General features: G+C 59.7%; 16 protein-coding genes and 1 tRNA gene. 2 read left to right on the top strand and 15 right to left on the bottom strand.

Annotated features, from left to right (window positions below; genetic code table 11):
- Positions 1-22: 22 nt before the first annotated feature.
- Together J3352_RS01030 and J3352_RS01025 are read right to left on the bottom strand one after the other, a co-directional pair.
- Positions 23-385 carry a type II toxin-antitoxin system HicB family antitoxin gene (locus tag J3352_RS01030; protein ID WP_035394391.1) on the bottom strand — a complete coding sequence of 121 codons (363 nt, stop codon included), beginning with the start codon at positions 383-385 and terminating at the stop codon, positions 23-25.
- Entirely contained in the window at positions 369-626 is a 258-nt protein-coding gene (locus J3352_RS01025; protein ID WP_097770738.1) for a type II toxin-antitoxin system HicA family toxin, read from the bottom strand. The genes J3352_RS01030 and J3352_RS01025 overlap by 17 nt, the downstream gene beginning before the upstream one ends.
- A gap of 183 nt (positions 627-809) precedes the next feature.
- On the opposite strand from J3352_RS01025, the gene J3352_RS14375 reads away from it, so the two are divergent.
- Both J3352_RS14375 and J3352_RS01020 read left to right on the top strand, forming a co-directional pair.
- Positions 810-932 carry a hypothetical protein gene (locus J3352_RS14375; RefSeq protein ID WP_255536694.1) on the top strand — a complete coding sequence of 41 codons (123 nt, stop codon included), beginning with the start codon at positions 810-812 and terminating at the stop codon, positions 930-932.
- A gap of 268 nt (positions 933-1,200) precedes the next feature.
- Positions 1,201-2,985 (top strand): Na/Pi cotransporter family protein, encoded by a 1,785-nt coding sequence (locus tag J3352_RS01020; RefSeq protein WP_156066165.1) that lies wholly within the window; start codon positions 1,201-1,203, stop codon positions 2,983-2,985.
- A 448-nt stretch (positions 2,986-3,433) separates the two neighbouring features.
- Here J3352_RS01020 and J3352_RS01015 read toward each other — a convergent pair whose 3' ends face one another.
- From J3352_RS01015 to J3352_RS00955, 13 genes are all read right to left on the bottom strand, one after another.
- Positions 3,434-7,687: a PolC-type DNA polymerase III gene (locus J3352_RS01015; protein ID WP_156066283.1), complete on the bottom strand. Its 4,254-nt coding sequence runs from the start codon at positions 7,685-7,687 to the stop codon at positions 3,434-3,436.
- 530 nt (positions 7,688-8,217) lie between these two features.
- Positions 8,218-9,264, bottom strand: coding sequence for a flavodoxin-dependent (E)-4-hydroxy-3-methylbut-2-enyl-diphosphate synthase (gene ispG / locus J3352_RS01010; RefSeq protein WP_005933865.1), 1,047 nt, complete (start codon positions 9,262-9,264; stop codon positions 8,218-8,220).
- Positions 9,265-9,283: 19 nt separating this feature from the next.
- Positions 9,284-10,432 carry an RIP metalloprotease gene (locus J3352_RS01005; RefSeq protein ID WP_156066167.1) on the bottom strand — a complete coding sequence of 383 codons (1,149 nt, stop codon included), beginning with the start codon at positions 10,430-10,432 and terminating at the stop codon, positions 9,284-9,286.
- 9 nt (positions 10,433-10,441) lie between these two features.
- Positions 10,442-11,593: a 1-deoxy-D-xylulose-5-phosphate reductoisomerase gene (gene dxr, locus J3352_RS01000; RefSeq protein WP_156066169.1), complete on the bottom strand. Its 1,152-nt coding sequence runs from the start codon at positions 11,591-11,593 to the stop codon at positions 10,442-10,444.
- A gap of 16 nt (positions 11,594-11,609) precedes the next feature.
- The gene (locus tag J3352_RS00995) at positions 11,610-12,470 is read right to left on the bottom strand and encodes a phosphatidate cytidylyltransferase (RefSeq protein ID WP_156066171.1); all 861 of its coding nucleotides are present in this window, start codon (positions 12,468-12,470) and stop codon (positions 11,610-11,612) included.
- Positions 12,471-12,500: 30 nt separating this feature from the next.
- Positions 12,501-13,214, bottom strand: a complete 714-nt coding sequence (gene uppS, locus J3352_RS00990; protein ID WP_035394393.1) for a polyprenyl diphosphate synthase — start codon at positions 13,212-13,214, stop codon at positions 12,501-12,503.
- Between the two features lie 112 nt (positions 13,215-13,326).
- Complete coding sequence (frr, locus tag J3352_RS00985; protein ID WP_005933879.1) at positions 13,327-13,881, bottom strand: ribosome recycling factor; 555 nt, start codon at positions 13,879-13,881, stop codon at positions 13,327-13,329.
- An 87-nt stretch (positions 13,882-13,968) separates the two neighbouring features.
- Entirely contained in the window at positions 13,969-14,679 is a 711-nt protein-coding gene (pyrH, locus tag J3352_RS00980) for a UMP kinase (protein ID WP_005933880.1), read from the bottom strand.
- Between the two features lie 166 nt (positions 14,680-14,845).
- Complete coding sequence (locus J3352_RS00975) at positions 14,846-15,127, bottom strand: helix-turn-helix domain-containing protein (protein ID WP_035394514.1); 282 nt, start codon at positions 15,125-15,127, stop codon at positions 14,846-14,848.
- On the bottom strand, positions 15,124-15,483 hold the full coding sequence (locus J3352_RS00970; protein ID WP_156057749.1) for a type II toxin-antitoxin system RelE/ParE family toxin: 360 nt from the start codon (positions 15,481-15,483) through the stop codon (positions 15,124-15,126). The genes J3352_RS00975 and J3352_RS00970 overlap by 4 nt, the downstream gene beginning before the upstream one ends.
- A 138-nt stretch (positions 15,484-15,621) precedes the next feature.
- A tRNA-Gly gene (locus J3352_RS00965) sits at positions 15,622-15,696 on the bottom strand.
- A 52-nt stretch (positions 15,697-15,748) separates the two neighbouring features.
- Positions 15,749-16,090 carry a hypothetical protein gene (locus J3352_RS00960; protein ID WP_005933882.1) on the bottom strand — a complete coding sequence of 114 codons (342 nt, stop codon included), beginning with the start codon at positions 16,088-16,090 and terminating at the stop codon, positions 15,749-15,751.
- Positions 16,091-16,236: 146 nt separating this feature from the next.
- Positions 16,237-16,635 (bottom strand): hypothetical protein, encoded by a 399-nt coding sequence (locus J3352_RS00955; RefSeq protein WP_156064843.1) that lies wholly within the window; start codon positions 16,633-16,635, stop codon positions 16,237-16,239.
- Positions 16,636-16,650: the final 15 nt, after the last annotated feature.

Below are 16,650 nucleotides of genomic sequence, written 5' to 3'. Positions count from 1 at the left end.
GAAGGGCCGGAAAGCTTTCCTTTTACCCTGCGTGCAGGGCATCATTTTTTGCCAGCAGGTAAACGCAGTACTGATTCATGCTGATGCCTTCCCGCTGGGAGTGCTCCGCCAGAGCGCGGTGCAGGCTGCGGGGCAGGCGGAGCTTGAACTGCCCGGAGTAATCCTCCAGACTGTCCGGCATCGGAATGGATACGCCCTCTTCCAGTGCGGCCTCCAGCCAGACCCTCTTAGCATCCCGAGCATTCTCCACAGCGCTTTCAATGGTCTCGCCGCAGGTCAGGCACCCCGGCAGATCGGGATAGGAGACAACATAGCCGCCCTCTTCCCTGTCCTCTACAATCTCCATCCGATACGGAAGAGCCAGATATTCATTCAGCGTTTTCATCGTTTTTCGCCTCACTCTCTACGATTTGACGCACCATTTCCACATATACTTTCTTGATCGGTTCGTGCTTGGGTATCGTAATGGGCATACAGCCCGCTTTGCGGAAGGTATAGTGGCTGCTCCCGCTCCGGGGGGCAGTCATCTGATAGCCGTAGCTTTCCAGCACCTTGCGCAGCTCATCAAACCGCAGGTCTTTGGAAAGCGCACAAATGCGTGCCAGCAGCTTATCCCATTGAGACATCTTTTATTTCCTCGTCTTTGTGGTGTCGTATGTGGTGTCATCTTCATTATATGCTGGCTTATGAAAAAAGTCAAGCGAACCGCTTGAAAGTCCCCCTTATCGTACCTATCATCTGGTATACTCCTCTTGTCGAACAAAACAGGAGCGGCCCGGAGGCGGGCCGCAGGAACAGGAGGGAACACCATGAGTGAGTACGAGATCCGATCTGTAGGCGGCCATGTGGAGGTTTATACCCGGGGCGGGGTGTTCCTCTTCTCGGCGGACACGGTGCGGGAGGCCATGGAGGAGCTGGACGAGGCCGCATGACATATTCCCGGCAGTTCCCGGAAGCATGTCAGGAGCGCGCGGGGAAAGCTCAAATGTAAAATACCTGTAAAATATAAGAAAAGAACAGTTGACAAAAGGACAAAACGGCGCGGAAATGCAGTAAAAATGCAAAAAACATGTAAAATAACGCTTGTTGTCCGGGGGAGTTCAATGCTATAATAAAAAGGACGGCGTTCAGGGCAGGAAGCCTCGGGCGGCCGTCCTTGGTTTGTTTTAAGAGCAAAAGGAAGTTTTTAGGAGTATCGAGATGGATATCACACACATCACCTCATTGTTGGGCGGTATTGCGCTGTTCCTCTATGGTATGTCGATCATGGGTGCCGGCCTGGAAAAGCTGGCGGGCGGCAAGATGCAGGGCGTGCTGCAAAAGCTGACCTCCTCCACCATCAAGGGTGTCATTTTCGGCACCCTCATCACCGGCGTGATCCAGTCCTCCGCAGGCACAGTCGTCATCTGTGTCGGCCTTGTCAACTCTGGCATTATGACCCTGACGCAGTCGGTGGGTGTCATCATGGGTGCAAACATTGGTACCACGGTCACCGGTCAGCTCATCCGCATGGCGGATATCTCGGGTGAAAGCCTTCTGCTGACCCTCATCCAGCCCAAGACGTTTGCGCCGGTGGTGGCATTTGTCGGCTGCATTTTTTATGTGTTCCTGCGCAACGCCAAAAAGAAGAACGTCGGCCAGATCATGCTGGGCTTCGGCATCCTGTTCACGGGCATGAGCCTGATGGACACCGGCGTGTCCCCCCTGCGGGAGAGCGCAGCCTTTCAGGAGCTGTTCGTCAGCATGACCAACCCCGTGCTGGGCGTGCTGGTGGGCATGGTCGTCACCGTCATCATCCAGTCCTCCTCGGCCTCGGTGGGTATCCTGCAGGCCTTGTCCAGCACCGGCCTTGTCACCTTTGGCAGCGCCATCCCCATCATTCTGGGTGCCCACATCGGCACCGCCTTTACCCCGCTGCTGACCATCGGCGGCTCCTCCAAGGACGGCAAGCGCGCCGCCCTGATCCACCTGTATTTCAACATCATCGGCAGCTTTGTGCTGCTGGGTGCCATTTACGCCGTGCGGTACACCATCGGCATCCCGGTGTGGGGCGACGTGATGAACAAGAGCACCATTGCAAACATCCACACCCTTTCCAGTGTGGCGGCCATGCTGCTGTTCCTGCCTTTCAGCAGTGTGCTTTCCAAGCTGGCCATGCTCACCGTGCCCAACAGTGCCGAGGAAGCACAGGAGATGAGTATGCCCGTGCTGGATGAGCGTCTGTTCAAGAGCCCGGCCGTGGCCCTGCAGCAGGCCAAGAGCGCCGTGGTCAGGATGTCCCGCCGTGCCGCCCGCAACGTCAGCCTCTCCACTCCCCTGCTGCTCAAGATGGATGAGGACGTGGTGAGCGCCATCAATGTGCGGGAGAACCTTATCGACCGGATGGAGGTGGAGATCTCCAACTACCTCATCAAGATGACTGACCAGGAGCTGGGCGACGACGAGAGCCACGCCGTGACCGAGCTGCTGAACTTTGTCACCGAGTTCGAGCGCATCGGCGACTACGCCGTGAACATTCAGGAAAAGGCCGTGGAGCTCTACGAGAAAGAGGCCTCCTTCAGCGACATTGCCAAGAACGAGCTGAAGCTGCTGGATTCCGCGCTGGAGCAGATCCTGACCCGTACCAACGATGCCTTTGAGAACGATGACATCGCGCTGGCCCGTCAGGTGGAGCCGCTGGAAGAGGTCATCGACATTCTGGTGGAGAAGCTCCGCGACGGCCACATCAAGCGCCTGAAGGATGGCATCTGCTCCATTGATACCGGCGTGGTGTTCCTGGATGTGCTGAACAATGTGGAGCGCATCTCCGACCACTGCTCCAACGTGGCGGCCCGTCTGGTGGGCACCAGCGAGGGCGATGACTACGATTCCCACACCCTCAAGAGCCTGATGCACCACAACCCCAGCAAGGAATACTCCCTCATGTACGAGGAGTGCTGCAAGGAGTACCTGACCCCGCTGGCCGCTATGGAAAAGGAAGCGTAAAGGGGGCCATTGCATCTGCAAGGAAAGCGGTGCTGCTTGCAGCTAAACCTCTCAGGCGCTCCGCGCCAGCTCCCCTAGTAGGGGAGCCCTTGGCAGGCCGTCGCGTTTTCGTGGTCTGACGCTTCGCTCCTGTTTGCCCTGCTGGCGCAAAGTCTTATCCTTGCGGCAGATGCTGGTTTTGGAGCGTCAGCGATCATTGCGAAAAATGAACCTTATGCCAAGGCCTCCCCTACTAGGGGAGGTGGCATCGAGCGAAGCGATGATGACGGAGAGGTTTAACCGCCAGTGGGTGAGAGATTATCCAAAGACGAAGCTTAACTATAAAAGAAGCCCCTTCGGTATTGAGGGATACCGGAGGGGCTTCTTGTTGCATTTGGTGAACCCGTGAAGAGTTCACATTCTCATTCACATCTTTATTATATGCCGCCTTCCCCCAAAAGTCAAGGGGTCAGAAGAAGCTCACCTGGCTGCTTTCGGGCAGGTCTGCCAGCACACCGGCGGTGCGCAGGCTTTCCAGCACGGCGCTGGTCACGCCGGTGGCCTGCTGGAGCTCCTCCACGGAGATATACTCCTGCCCGTCGATGGTGGCCCGCTCCAGCGAGGCGGCGGCAGTGCCGCCCACGCCTTTCAGGGCACAGAAGGGCAGGCGCACCTTGCCATCCTCCACGATATACTTGTTGCCGCGGCTCTTGCCCAGCTCGATGGGCAGGAACGCATACCCGCGGGACAGCATCTCGTTGACCAGCTGCAGGCTGACCAGCACGTCCTCGTCCTTGGCGTTCTTCTCCTCTTTCAGGCGGCGCTTCACCGCCTCCATGTGGGCGCGGGCCACAGCCGCACCGCCCACAGCGGCCTCATAGTCGATATCATCGCCGCGCACGGTGAAGTAAACAGCGTAGAACTCTGCCGGGCGGTAGAGCTTGAACCACATCAGCCGGATGGCGCTCATCAGGTAGGCCACAGCGTGGGCCTTGGGGAACATATACTTGATCTTGCGGCAGGACTCGATGTACCAGTCCGGCACCTCGTGCTCCCGCATGGCTTCTTCCCAGCCGGGCTTGAAGCCGCCCTTGGCCACCTTGCCCTTACGGACCGCCTCCATGATATCAAAGGCCATCTTGGGCTCCAGCCCCTTGCGCAGCAGGTAGAGCATGATGCTGTCACGGCAGCCGATGACCTCCGCGATGGTGCAGGTGCCGCTGCGGATCAGCTCGTCGGCGTTTCCGGTCCAGACATCGGTGCCGTGGGACAGGCCCGAGATCTGGATCAGCTCCGAAAAGTTTCGGGGCCGGGCCTCCACCAGCATTCCGCGCACGAAGTTGGTGCCCATTTCCGGGATGCCGAAGGTGCCGGTCTGGCTGTCGATCTGCTCCGGGGTCACGCCCAGCTCCTCCGGGCTGGTGAGCAGGCTGTACACCCGGGGGTCGTTCATGGGGATGCTGTCCACAGGGATGCCGGTGTACTCCTCAAAATACTTGTAGAAGGTGGGCATATCGTGGCCCAGCTCGTCCAGCTTGAGCAGGGTGTCGTGGAGGTACTTGAACTCGAAATGCGTCGTGAGCAGGCCGCCCGCCACATCATCCGCCGGGTGCTGGATGGGGCAGAAATCGTAGATCTCGTAGGTATCGGGCACAACCACCATGCCGCCGGGGTGCTGGCCGGTGGTGCGCTTGACACCGGTGCAGCCCAAGGTCAGGCGGTTCTCCTCAGCGTGGTTGACGGTTTTGCCGCGGGCTTCCAGATACTTTTTGACGTAGCCGTAGGCGGTCTTGTCCTGAATGCCAGACACCGTGCCCGCCTTGAACACATTGGCCTTGCCGAAGAGCTCCTCGGTGTAGCGGTGGACGTTGGACTGATACTCGCCCGAGAAGTTCAGGTCGATATCAGGCTCCTTGTCGCCGTAGAAGCCCAGGAAGGTCTCAAAGGGGATGTCGTGGCCGTCCACCAGCATCCGGGTGCCGCAGTGGGGGCAGTCCTTATCGGGCAGGTCAAAGCCGTCGTCCACGCTGCCGTCGGTGATGAACTCGCTGTACTTGCACTTGGGGCAGCGGTAGTGGGGCGGCAGGCTGTTGACCTCCGAAATGCCGGAGAAGTGGGCCACGGCGGAGGAGCCCACCGAGCCACGGCTGCCCACCTGATAGCCGCCCGCGTTGGAGTAGGCCACCAGCTTGACGGCAATGACGTACAGAACAGCGTAGCCGTGGCCGCAGATGGAGTCCAGCTCCTTTTTCAGGCGGTCCTCCACGATCTTGGGCAGGGGGTCGCCGTAATCCCGCTTGGCGTGTTCCCAGGTGGCATCGCGCAGCTGCTGCTCCGCACCCTCGATGCTGGGCGGGTAGGTGCCGCGCGGGATGGCCCGCACGTTGTTGTCGATGGTGGCCGCGATCTTGCGGGGGTTGGTCACCACGATCTCGTAGGCCTTTTCCTTGGGCAGGTAGCTGAACTGCTTCAGCATATCCTCAGTGGTGCGGTAGAACAGCGGGGGCTGGGTGTCCGCATCCTTGAAGCCGTTGCCCGCCTGCAGCACCGTGCGGTAGATGGCATCCTCCGGCTCGGTAAAGTGCACGTCGCCGGTGGCGATGACCGGTTTGTGCAGGTCCTCGCCCAGCCGGATGATGGTGCGGTTGAAGTCCTTGATGACTTCCTCGCTCTCCACCTTGCCGTCCCGCACCATATACTCGTTGTTGCCCAGGGGCTGGATCTCCAGCACGTCGTAGTAGGAGGCGATCTTCTTCAGTTCCTCGTAGGAGCGCCCCTCCACAACGGCACGGTAAAGCTCGCCCGCCTCGCAGGCGCTGGTCAGGATCAGGCCGTCGCGGTACTTGTTCAGCAGGCTGCGGGGCACACGGGGCTTTTTGAAGAAGTAGTTGACGTGGGCCTCGCTCACGATCTTGTACAGGTTCTTCAGGCCCATCTGGTTCTTGACCAGAATGATGAGGTGGAAGTACTTCTTTTTCAGCACCTCCCGGTTGCCGCCCAGACCGGTGTTGATGCCCTCCACGGTGGTGACCTCTTTCTCGGCAAGGTCACTGAGCATGACGCAGAAGATGCGGCCCAGCGCGGCGGAATCCTCGCAGGCGCGGTGGGCCTCGTAGCTGGGCAGCTCCAGATGCTTGTTGATGGTCCCCTGCTTGTAGTTGTGCAGGCCCGGGTACATGGCCTGCGCCATGGTCAGGGTGTCGATATAGGTCGGCTCAAAGGAAATGCCGCTGCGCTTGGCGGCGGCTTTCAGGAAGCGGATATCGAACGCATGGGCATTGTGGGCCACCAGGATGCGGCCATCCGCGAACCGGAGAAAGGCTTCCAGCGCTTCCTTCTCCCCGGGGGCATCAGCCACCATCTCGTTGGTGATGCCGGTCAGCTCGGTGATCTTGGGGGTGATGGGCTTGCCCGGCTTGACAAAGGTGTCGAACTCCTCCACCACTTCCCCGTTCCGCACGATCACCGCGCCGATCTCGGTCAGGTACTCCACGCCGGGGTCCAGGCCGGTGGTCTCGGTGTCGAACACGCAGAACTCGCCGTCCAGCGGCTGGTCCTTCACGCCGTAGACGCAGGGCACCATATCATCCACAAAGTAGGCCTCGCAGCCGTAGATCAGCTTGAACTCCGGGTCGCTCTTGTGGATCTCGTCGGTGGCCAGCATGGCCTCCGGGTAGCCCTGACAGACACCGTGGTCGGTGATGGCAATGGCAGGGTGGCCCATCCGGTGGGCCAGCTTGACGATGCCGCCCGGGTCGCAGAAGGCATCCATGCTGGACAGCTTGGTATGCAGGTGAAGCTCCACCCGCTTTTCCGGGGCGTTGTCCTCCCGCTTTTTCCGCTCCACGAACAGGACATCGTAGGGGTAGACGATGTAGTCGTGCTCGTACTTGTCGTAGGTGCAGTCACCGCGCACCAGCAGGGTGGTGCCCTTGGGGATGTTCTCCCACTTGGAGCAGTCCTCCCCTTCCTGCGCGCGGATCTTCAGGTTGATGGAGCCGGTGTAATCGGTAATGGACACCGTGTAGATCTTGCGGTAGTTGCCCTTGACCTCGGTAAAGAACACGTCGCCCCAGATCACGCACTTGCCGCCCTCGCCGCCCAGGTCCTTGAGGGGGGTGAGGTTCTTGGGGGTGAACATCTTGCCGTGGAAAATGGTCACGGGCTTGTCGGTCAGGTCAAGGCCCTCCACCTTGATGGAGGGGGCGGTGTTCTTTTTCTCGAACTTGACCACCGGCGGGGCGATCTTGCGCTCCAGCTTTTCCTCCATCTGGCGCTGTTCGGCCTCGCCCACCGCGCTTGTCAGGGTGACTTTGGGCCTGACACCGGTGTGGGCGGCAACGCGGTCCGCCAGCAGGCGCTCAAACTCCATCTCCTGCAAAAACTTGGTGCCGTGGCAGACCCCCACCGTGATGTTCTGGCCGGTGATGGTGATCCGGCACCGGTCCAGAAAGCCGTTGATGGGGATGCCGTCCCGCTTCATCTCCTCCATCAGCTCCCGCAGGGCGGCTTCGTCCAGCGTGGCATAGCCAAAGAGGTTGTCGATCTTCAGTTCAAAGCCCTCATAATCCGGCTGCAGGGAGGCCAGCAGCCGGGCGCACAGCCCCTTGTCCAGCGGGGCGGCACTGCGCAGGGTAAAAACAACCTGCCGCTCCTGCCGCAGCATCCGGGCATGCTCCACGATCACGCGCCCGAAACTGGCCGCGAAATCCGGGTCCGCCATGAACTGCGGCCATAGCTGAGATACAAGTGGTGTCACGATGGGTTACTCCTTTTGATGTTATTTCTGAACCTCTCAGGCGCTTCGCCTGCGCCCTCTCCGTCATCCCTGCGGGATGCCACCTCTCCCAAAGGGAGAGGCGATTGCGGCATGACCTTCAGGGGGTGCTGACGGGGTTAAACCTCTCAGCCGTCGCTGACGCTCGGCAGCTCCCCTGGTAGGGGAGCCCTTGGCAGGCCGTCGCGTTTTCGTGGTCTGGCGCTTCGCTCCTGTTTGCCCTGCTGGCGCAAAGCCTTATCCTTGCGGCAGGAGTGCATTTTGGAGCCGATAGGCGATCATTGCGAAAAATGAGCCCTATGCCAAGGCCTCCCCTACTAGGGGAGGTGGCATCGAGCGTTAGCGAAGATGACGGAGAGGTTTAACCGTCAGCGAAGGCTGAGAGGTTTAACCATCAGCACCCTCTCCCCTTGCAGATGCGTTGGCTCCCCCTTTGGGGGAGCTGGCGAGCGCAGCGAGACTGAGAGGGTTGTCTCTCAGATCTTATAGATCTCCTCCATGAACTGGTCGAGGATATTATCCCCGGTCAGCTTCTTGATGGGCTGGCCGTGGATGAAGAGGACAGCCTCGCCCTTGCCGCCTGCAATGCCGATATCGGCTTCGCGAGCCTCGCCGGGGCCGTTGACCACGCAGCCCATGACGGCCACCTTGATGGATTTCTTATAGCCCTGCAGGCGCTTTTCCACCTCGTTGGCGATCTCAGTGCAGGGGTACTGGGTGCGGCCGCAGGTGGGGCAGGTGATGACCTCGGGGCCAGCCACGGGGAAGCCCACGGCGCGCAGGATGTTGTAGCCTGCTTCCACTTCCTTCTCAGGCTCGGCGGCCAGCGAGACGCGGATGGTATCGCCGATGCCCTCCAGCAGCATCCCGCCGATGCCCATGCCGCTCTTGAGCAGACCCATCTGGTAAGTACCGGCCTCGGTCACGCCCACATGCAGGGGGTAATCGGTCACGGCGCTCAGCTGGCGGTAGGCCTCCATCATGCGGGGCACGTTGGAGTTCTTGATGGAGATGACGATGTTGTTGAAATCGAACTTCTCCAGCAGGCGGACATGGTACAGGGCGCTTTCCACCATGGCCTCGGGCACGGGCGCGCCGTACTTTGCCAGGATGTGCTTTTCCAGGCTGCCGCCGTTCACGCCGATGCGGATGGGGATGTTCTTCTGCTGGCAGGCCTGCACCACGGCCTTGACCCGGTCGTCGTCGCCGATGTTGCCGGGGTTGATGCGGATCTTGTCCACACCAACGTCGGCGCAGGCCAGCGCTGCCTTGTAGTCAAAGTGGATATCCGCCACGATGGGGATGTTCACTGCGTTCTTCACGGCCTCGATGCACTTGGCATCCGCCGCGCTGGGGCAGGTCACACGCAGGATCTGGCAGCCCGCCGCCTCACAGCGCTTTGCCTGGGCAACGTTGCCCTCAATGTCCTCCACGGGGACATTCAGCATGGTCTGCACCGCAATGGGGTTGTTGCCGCCAATGGTCACATTGCCGATCTTCACTTCTCGTTTCAGCTGCCGCATGGTCGTTTTCCTTTCCGTATCACATTGCCCCGGTAATGAGCCGGAGGATATCGTTGTAAGTTGCAAAAATCATCAGCCCGAACAGCAGCGCAAAGGCCGCCACGGTCAGGCCGCTCTGGATCTTTTCGGGCACGGCATGGCCGGTCACGCCCTCAATGAGCAGGAACACCACTTTGCCGCCGTCCAGCGCCGGGATGGGCAGCAGGTTGAAGATGCCCACATTCACGGTGATGAGCGCCAGCATCTCCAGCAGGTCCTGCCAGCCGTAGCTGGCGGCCTGCCCGATGGCCGTTACGATGCCCACCGGGCCGGAGAGGTCGTTGATGCTCTCCCGCCCCCGCAGCAGGTCGGAGAGGGAGGCAAAGATGATGCGCCCGTAGTAGAGCACGCTGTTGCCCGCCTCTTTCAGCACGTTCAGCGGTGTTTTTTTGATGCCGTAGACTGTAAAGCCCAGGCTCATGTGGGTCTCGCCCTTGTCATCCTGCCAGGTGTCGAACTGCACACCGGGCAGCTCCACCTTTTTGCCGTCCCGCAGAACGGTGAAATCGGCGGTGTAGTCCTCCGTGCGCATCAGCTCATAGAGGATATCGTTTGCCACAAAGCAGCGGCGGCCGTTCACCGCAAGGATCTTATCCCCTGCCTGCAGGCCGGTCTGGCCGCAGAGGGCGTTTTCCTCCACCTGATAGAGGACCTTGCTGGTGATGGGCTCGTTCTGGGCCGTGATGAGGATGGCCATGACCACAAAGCCCAGCACAAAGTTCATCCCGGCACCCGCCAGCATGATGAGGGCCCGCTGCCAGACAGGGGCCTCATTCAGAGGAATACCAACAGGCTTTTCCTCCTCGGGGGAAGTCTCCGCTATGCCAAGGGCTCCCCTATCAGGGGAGCTGCCGCCATCGGCGGCTGAGGGGTTTGACCGTTCCTCCGCCTGCTTGCTCTCGGGGCTTTCCTCCCCTTCCAGCGCCACAAAGCCGCCCACGGGCAGGGCGCGGATGCTGTACTGGGTGCCCTTGCGCACCCGCTTGCACAGCACCGGCCCCATGCCGATGGAGAACTCGTTGACCTGCACACCGCAGAGCTTTGCCACCATGAAGTGGCCGAACTCGTGGATGGCGATCACGGCGCTGAACACGAACACCGCAGCAATAAAGGTGACAATAAAAGACATCAGTTCTCCTTACAGGTGCGCTCTCACAAAGGCGCGGGCCATCTTGTCGCACTCATACACATCGGCCAGGGTGTAATCGCCGCCAAAGCTGTCGCTGTCCACAACAGCCTCCACCAGACGGCCGATATCGAGGAAGCCGATCTTATCCTCGAGGAAGAGCTTGACTGCCTCCTCGTTGGCACCGTTGGCGGCGCAGGGGCCCAGACCGCCCTTCTTGATGGCCTTTTTGCAGGCAGCCAGGCAGCGGAAGGTCTCCTCGTCGGCCACATCGAAGGTCAGCAGCTTCAGGGTGGTAAAGTCCAGCTCGGGCACCACACCGGGCACACGGGCCGGGTAGGTCAGGGCGTACTGGATGGGGATGCGCATATCGGGCACGCCCAGCTGGGCGATGATGGAGTTATCGCTGTACTGCACGGCAGAGTGGACAATGCTCTGGCGCTGCACCACGATCTGGATCTTCTCGGGGGGCAGGCCGAACAGCCAGACCGCCTCGATCAGCTCCAGGCCCTTGTTCATCAGGGTGGCGGAGTCGATGGTGATCTTGGCACCCATGTTCCAGTTGGGATGCTTGAGGGCATCGGCCTTGGTCTTGCCCCGCAGCTCCTCGGTCTTCATGCCGAAGAAGGGGCCGCCGGAGGCCGTGAGCAGGATCTTGGTCAGGCTCTTGGCACTCTCCTTGTCCTGCAGGCACTGGAAGATGGCGGAGTGCTCGCTGTCCACAGGCAGCAGCTTCACGCCGTGCTTTGCCACGGCCTGGGTCACCAGGTGGCCGCCCGTAACAAGGCTCTCCTTGTTGGCAAGGGCCAGATCATGGCCGCTCTCAATGGCGGTCAGGCTGGCACCCAGACCGGCGATGCCCACCACACTGTTCAGCACCACATCGGGGCCGTCCATGGCGGCCAGCTCCTTCAGGCCCTCGGGGCCGGTCAGCAGCCGGGGGGCGTTGGCACGGCCCGCCAGAGCCGCGTCCAGCCGGGCGGCGGCATCGGGGTTGGTCATGCAGACATACCGGGGGTGGAACTCCTCGATCTGCTCCAGGATCTTCTCCACATGGCTGTGGGCGGAAAGGCCGAACACCTCATACCCCTGGGCACGGATGACATCCAGGCTCTGGGTGCCGATGGAACCGGTAGAACCCAGCAGCGTGATTTTTTTAGACATAAGCTACCTCCTGCATTCAGTGATAGAAAACAGCGATGACCACCATGGTGACGAACGGCGCAATGAACATGACGCTGTCGAAGCGGTCCAGAATGCCGCCGTGGCCCGGGAAGATGGTGCCATAATCCTTGATGCCGCACTGGCGCTTGACCACGCTGGCGAACAGGTCGCCGTAGATGCCCAGCACAGCGGCCACGCAGGCCAGCAGGGCAATGATCACGTACATCGAAACGCCGATGTTGGTGCGGGTGAACGCCTCCATCCGGTTGGCCGCAATGGAGTAGATGACGGTGGCGATCACGCCGAACACCATGGTGCCCAGCACGCCGCCAATGGCTCCCTCCACGGTCTTTTTGGGGCTGACCACGGGGCAGAGTTTGTGCTTGCCAAAGGCTCTGCCTGCAAAGTAGGCGCAGGTATCGCCGCCCCAGGCAAAGCAGAGGATGAGCAGAATAAAGAACATCGCGTCATAGCCGTAGGTCTCCACCGGCAGCAGCTCCTTCAAACGGATAAAGGAGTAGAAGCAGAAGATCACGATGCCGGAAAACATCACCAGACCGCTGGCTTTTGCAAAATCCACCTGTGCGTTGCGCACCACCAGATAGATACCGAAGAACAGCACCATCAAAAAGGAGGCCGGCATGACCAGCCGCCGCCACACCTGATAGCTGGACAGCATGATCAGCAGGGTGTAGGGCACGAACACGGCGTACATGGGCCATTCCTTTCTGCCAAAGCCCAGGGCCTTGAAGATCTCGTGGATGGCGATCAGGGTGATGGCGGCAATGACAAAATTGAACACCAGCGTGTCAAAGGTGAACAGCACCCCGATCAGGACGAGGATGCCCACAATTGCGGTTATGATACGAGTTTTCATTCAAATTTCTCCTTTTGGGAATTGCAAGGGTCAGATGCCGCCAAACCGGCGGGAGCGCTTGTTGAACTCCGTGATGGCGGCATCCAGGTCATCGCGGGTGAAATCAGGCCAGAGCACATCCATCTCTACCAGTTCGGCGTAAGCGGCCTGCCAGAGCATGAAGTTGGAAAGGCGCTTCTCGCCCGAGGGACGCAGGATGAAATCCGGGTCCTTCTGGCCGGCGGTATACATGTGGTCGCTCATCATCTCTTCGGTGATGTCCTCGGGCTTGAGGGTGCCCTCTGCCACCTGCTGGGCCAGCTGCCGGGCGGCCCGCACGATCTCGGGGCGGCCGCCGTAGTTCACGGCAATGTTCAGGGTCATGCCGGTCTTGGCGGCAGAGTCCTCCTCCAGCTCGTTCATCAGCTTCTGGAGCTTTGCATCCAGCGCGGCCCGGTCGCCCAGGAACTTGATGCGGATGTTGCGGTCCTTATAGTTGAAGCCCTTGAGCAGATACTCGCCGAACAGCTTCATAATGGCGGAGACCTCTTCCAGCGGGCGCTTCCAGTTCTCGGTGGAGAAGGCGTAGAAGGTCACGGACGAAACGCCCAGCTCCTCGCAGTAGTTGGCGATATCCTGAAACACGGCGGCACCCTTTTTGTGGCCCGCGGTGCGGGGCAGGCCCCGCTGCTTGGCCCAGCGGCCGTTGCCGTCCATGATGATGCCGATGGAAAGGCCCTCGGCAAATTCTTTGGGATGGTTCATAATCATTCTCCTGCGTTTGCGGGGCGGGGGTTCCCTGCCCCGGTTTCGGCAAAAAGTGCCGCGCACTCGTTCCAGCGCACGGCACCTCACACGTTTCGTTTCGCCGCGGCGATCAGACGGACATGATCTCCTTCTGCTTTTCCTCAACGGCTGCGTCGATGTTCTTGATATACTTGTCGGTCAGCTTCTGGACCTCTTCTTCCATGGTCTTCTGGGTGTCCTCGGTCAGCTCACCGGCCTTCTTCATGGCCTTGGCCTTGTCCATAGCGTCGCGGCGGACATTGCGCACGGCCACCTTGGCCTCTTCGCCCAGCTTGGCAACTTCCTTTGCCAGCTGCTTGCGGCGCTCCTCGGTGGGGGCCGGGAAGTTCAGGCGGATGGTGGAGCCGTCATCAATGGGGGTGATGCCCACGTCGCTGGCCATGATGGCCTTGCTGATGGCGCGCAGCAGGGTGCGGTCCCAGGGGGTAATGGTCAGGGTGCGGGCCTCGCTCACGGCCACAGAGGCCACCTGCTGGATGGGAGTGGGGGCACCGTAGTAGTCCACGCTCACCTTGTCCAGAACGGCGGGGTTGGCGCGGCCTGCACGCACAGCGGCCAGCTCGCGGTCCAGATGCTCCACAGAGCTCTTCATCTTTTCTTCAAATGCCTTGGTGTTGCTGCTCATTGTCCTTTTCTCCTGTTATATATTGTTCTGCACAGGCGCTGTAATTGCTGCCTGTTCCATTCTATGGTACGGGGATGCGGGCTATGCTCAGCCCTCGTAGACCAGGGTGCCCACGTTCTCGCCCTGCACGGCCTTTGCAATGTTGTCCGGGTCGGCCAGGTCAAAGACCAGGATGGGGAGCTTGTTGTCGCGGCAGAGGGTGGCGGCAGTGCCGTCCATCACAGCCAGACGATCCTCCAGCACCTTGGTAAAGGTCAGGGTGTCGTACTTTTTGGCATCGGGGTACTTGTGGGGGTCCTTGTCGTACACGCCGTCCACCATGGTGGCCTTGAACATGATGTCCGCACTCACCTCAACAGCACGCAGGGCCGTGGTGGTATCGGTGGAGAAGAAGGGGTTGCCGGTGCCGCCGCCGAAGATAGCAATCTTGCCGTCTGCCATGGCCTTCAGGGCATCCTTGCGGGTAAAGGCGGGGGCCACCTGCGGCATGGTAATGGAGGTGAACACCTCGGTCTCCACGCCCAGCTGCTCCAGCTTGTCGGAGACGGCCAGCGCGTTCATCACGGTCGCCAGCATTCCGATCTTGTCGGCCAGGGTGCGCTCCATCTTACCGCTGGAACGGCCGCGCCAGAAGTTGCCGCCGCCCACCACGATGCCGATCTGCACGCCCAGGTCGTGGGCCTTTTTCACGCCGCCGCAGATCGCGTCCATGGTCGGCTCGTCAAAGCCGGTGCCCTTTTCGCCGCCCAGGGCCTCGCCGCTGATCTTCAGAAGGATCCGCTGATATTTCAATGCCATATCAATACACCACCTAAATCATTTCTCTCATCAGGCCGGAGTTTCCCCTGCCCCTGATTTATTCATCTTATTTTACTATAAAATCGCTTCAAAGTAAACAGGTAAAGTGTGAATGACCTCTCCCCATCAAAAAAGCAGACAGCCCGCAGGCCATCTGCTTGGAGGTTTACTTTGCCGGAACAAATTCGATCTTGACCCGCATCCCCATACCGGCAGCCAGCCGCTGCAGGGTGCGAAGCGAAGGATTTCCGTTGCCGCGCTCCAGCTTGCTGATGTCTGTCTGGGCAATGCCGGTGCGCTCGGAAAGCTGCTGCTGGGTCAGTCCGCTTTCCTTCCGGGCGGCAAGGATCGCCTCGATCACAGCAAATTCGGGGTCAAGGGCATCCCACTCTGCCTTGAACTCAGGGTCTTTCATCTGTTCGTTGAGAAAATCATTGAAATTGGTCATTTGGAGCACTCCTTTCGGCTGAGATAATCGGCACGGTACTGCTTTGCAAGTGCGATCTCGGAAGCAGGTGTCTTCTGCGTCTTTTTGACAAAGCCGTTCGTAAGGATGATCCTTCTGCCGATCACAAAAAAGTACAGCACACGGGTAATGTCGGAGCCGAACTTGGTGCGGATCTCAAAAATGCCATCCTCCAGATGCTTGGAGTACGGCTCCCGCAGTGAAGGCCCTTCCTCCCGGAGAAGCCCGACCGTGCGCACGACCTTGGCCCGCATTTTCGCATCCAGAGCCAGAATAAACTCTTTCGCCGGTTCGGAGCCATCGGCTTTGTCATAAAATTCGATCTCGTATTCCTGCACGCCGCCGCCTCCATTAAATAGTGGTTTTATCCTATATTCAGTATAGCGGATCAGGCTGCCATTGTCAAGTGGGTTACAAAGTGGGTTACAGGCAAAACAAAAAGCGCCGATTCTGAACGAATCAGCGCCTTTTCTGCATGGAGCGGGCAATGGGAATCGAACCCACCTCCTCAGCTTGGAAGGCTGATATACTAGCCGATGTACGATGCCCGCGAATGCAGGATGAATTATACCACGTTTTGGCTCAAATGTCCAGTGCTAATTTTTAAGAACCAGACTTCATGCCCAGGTAGACGGTGCCCACGCCCGCAGCGATGTTCAGCAGGCCCATGCCGATGCCAGCCACGCTGGAGAAATAGGTCAGGGTGGAATCAATGATGAGGTTGCCGTTGATAGTGCCTTCCGGCTCAGGGTACTTCTCAGGGTCCTTCTTCTGCAGCTGGACCGCCACACCGGCAATGTTGGAGACATTCAGGTAGGCCAGCATGCTGGTGGCCAGGCCCATAACGGTGGAGCCCAGTGCCATCCAGTTGATGGACAGACCGCCGCTGGTGTACTCCATTTCCTCTTCAGCCAGAGGAGCATAATTCTTGGGATAGTTGATCATGGTTTTGTACCTCCAAATGTGTTTCAAGAGGGGTCATCGTGGTTTCATTATAGGTTCTGCGGCTCCGGCTGTCAAGGGTCGAAACTTCAGCAGACAAAAGCAGCGCCCTCCCTTCTTCAGGGAGAGCGCCGCGTTCCGGTTCTTTCTTATTTTTTCTCAGAGCCGCCCTGCTGCTCCTGTTCCTGCTCCCTGCGCAGCTTTTTGATCCGCTTCTTCTCGCTTTCCACATGGGGCCAGGGCCAGGAGAAGCCCTCGTTCTCGCGGCACCATTTGACCAGCGGATAGAACGAGAACGCCAGCCCGAACAGATACAGCAGGACGTAGAGCGCGCCGGAAAGGCTCACCAGTGCGTCCAGCGCGCCGATGAGCGCCATGATCAGGCCCGCCTTCAGGAAGAACAGGCCGTTCTGGCGGCAGTATTCCGGGAAATTCTCCGCCTTGACTGCCTGACGGCCCTGGTCTCCCCACACACGGGGATTCTTCATCACCGAGTAGCCGTAAAAGACCATCATCAGGCCGCAGGTAAGCTGGAATCCAAAAAACATCTCACACCTCGCAGG

The sequence above is a fragment of the Faecalibacterium sp. Marseille-Q4164 genome, from assembly GCF_017377545.1.
Lineage (GTDB): Bacteria > Bacillota > Clostridia > Oscillospirales > Ruminococcaceae > Faecalibacterium > Faecalibacterium duncaniae.
The sequence above is the reverse complement of the archived record's forward strand: the minus strand, read 5'-3'. Positions and strand labels throughout refer to the sequence as shown.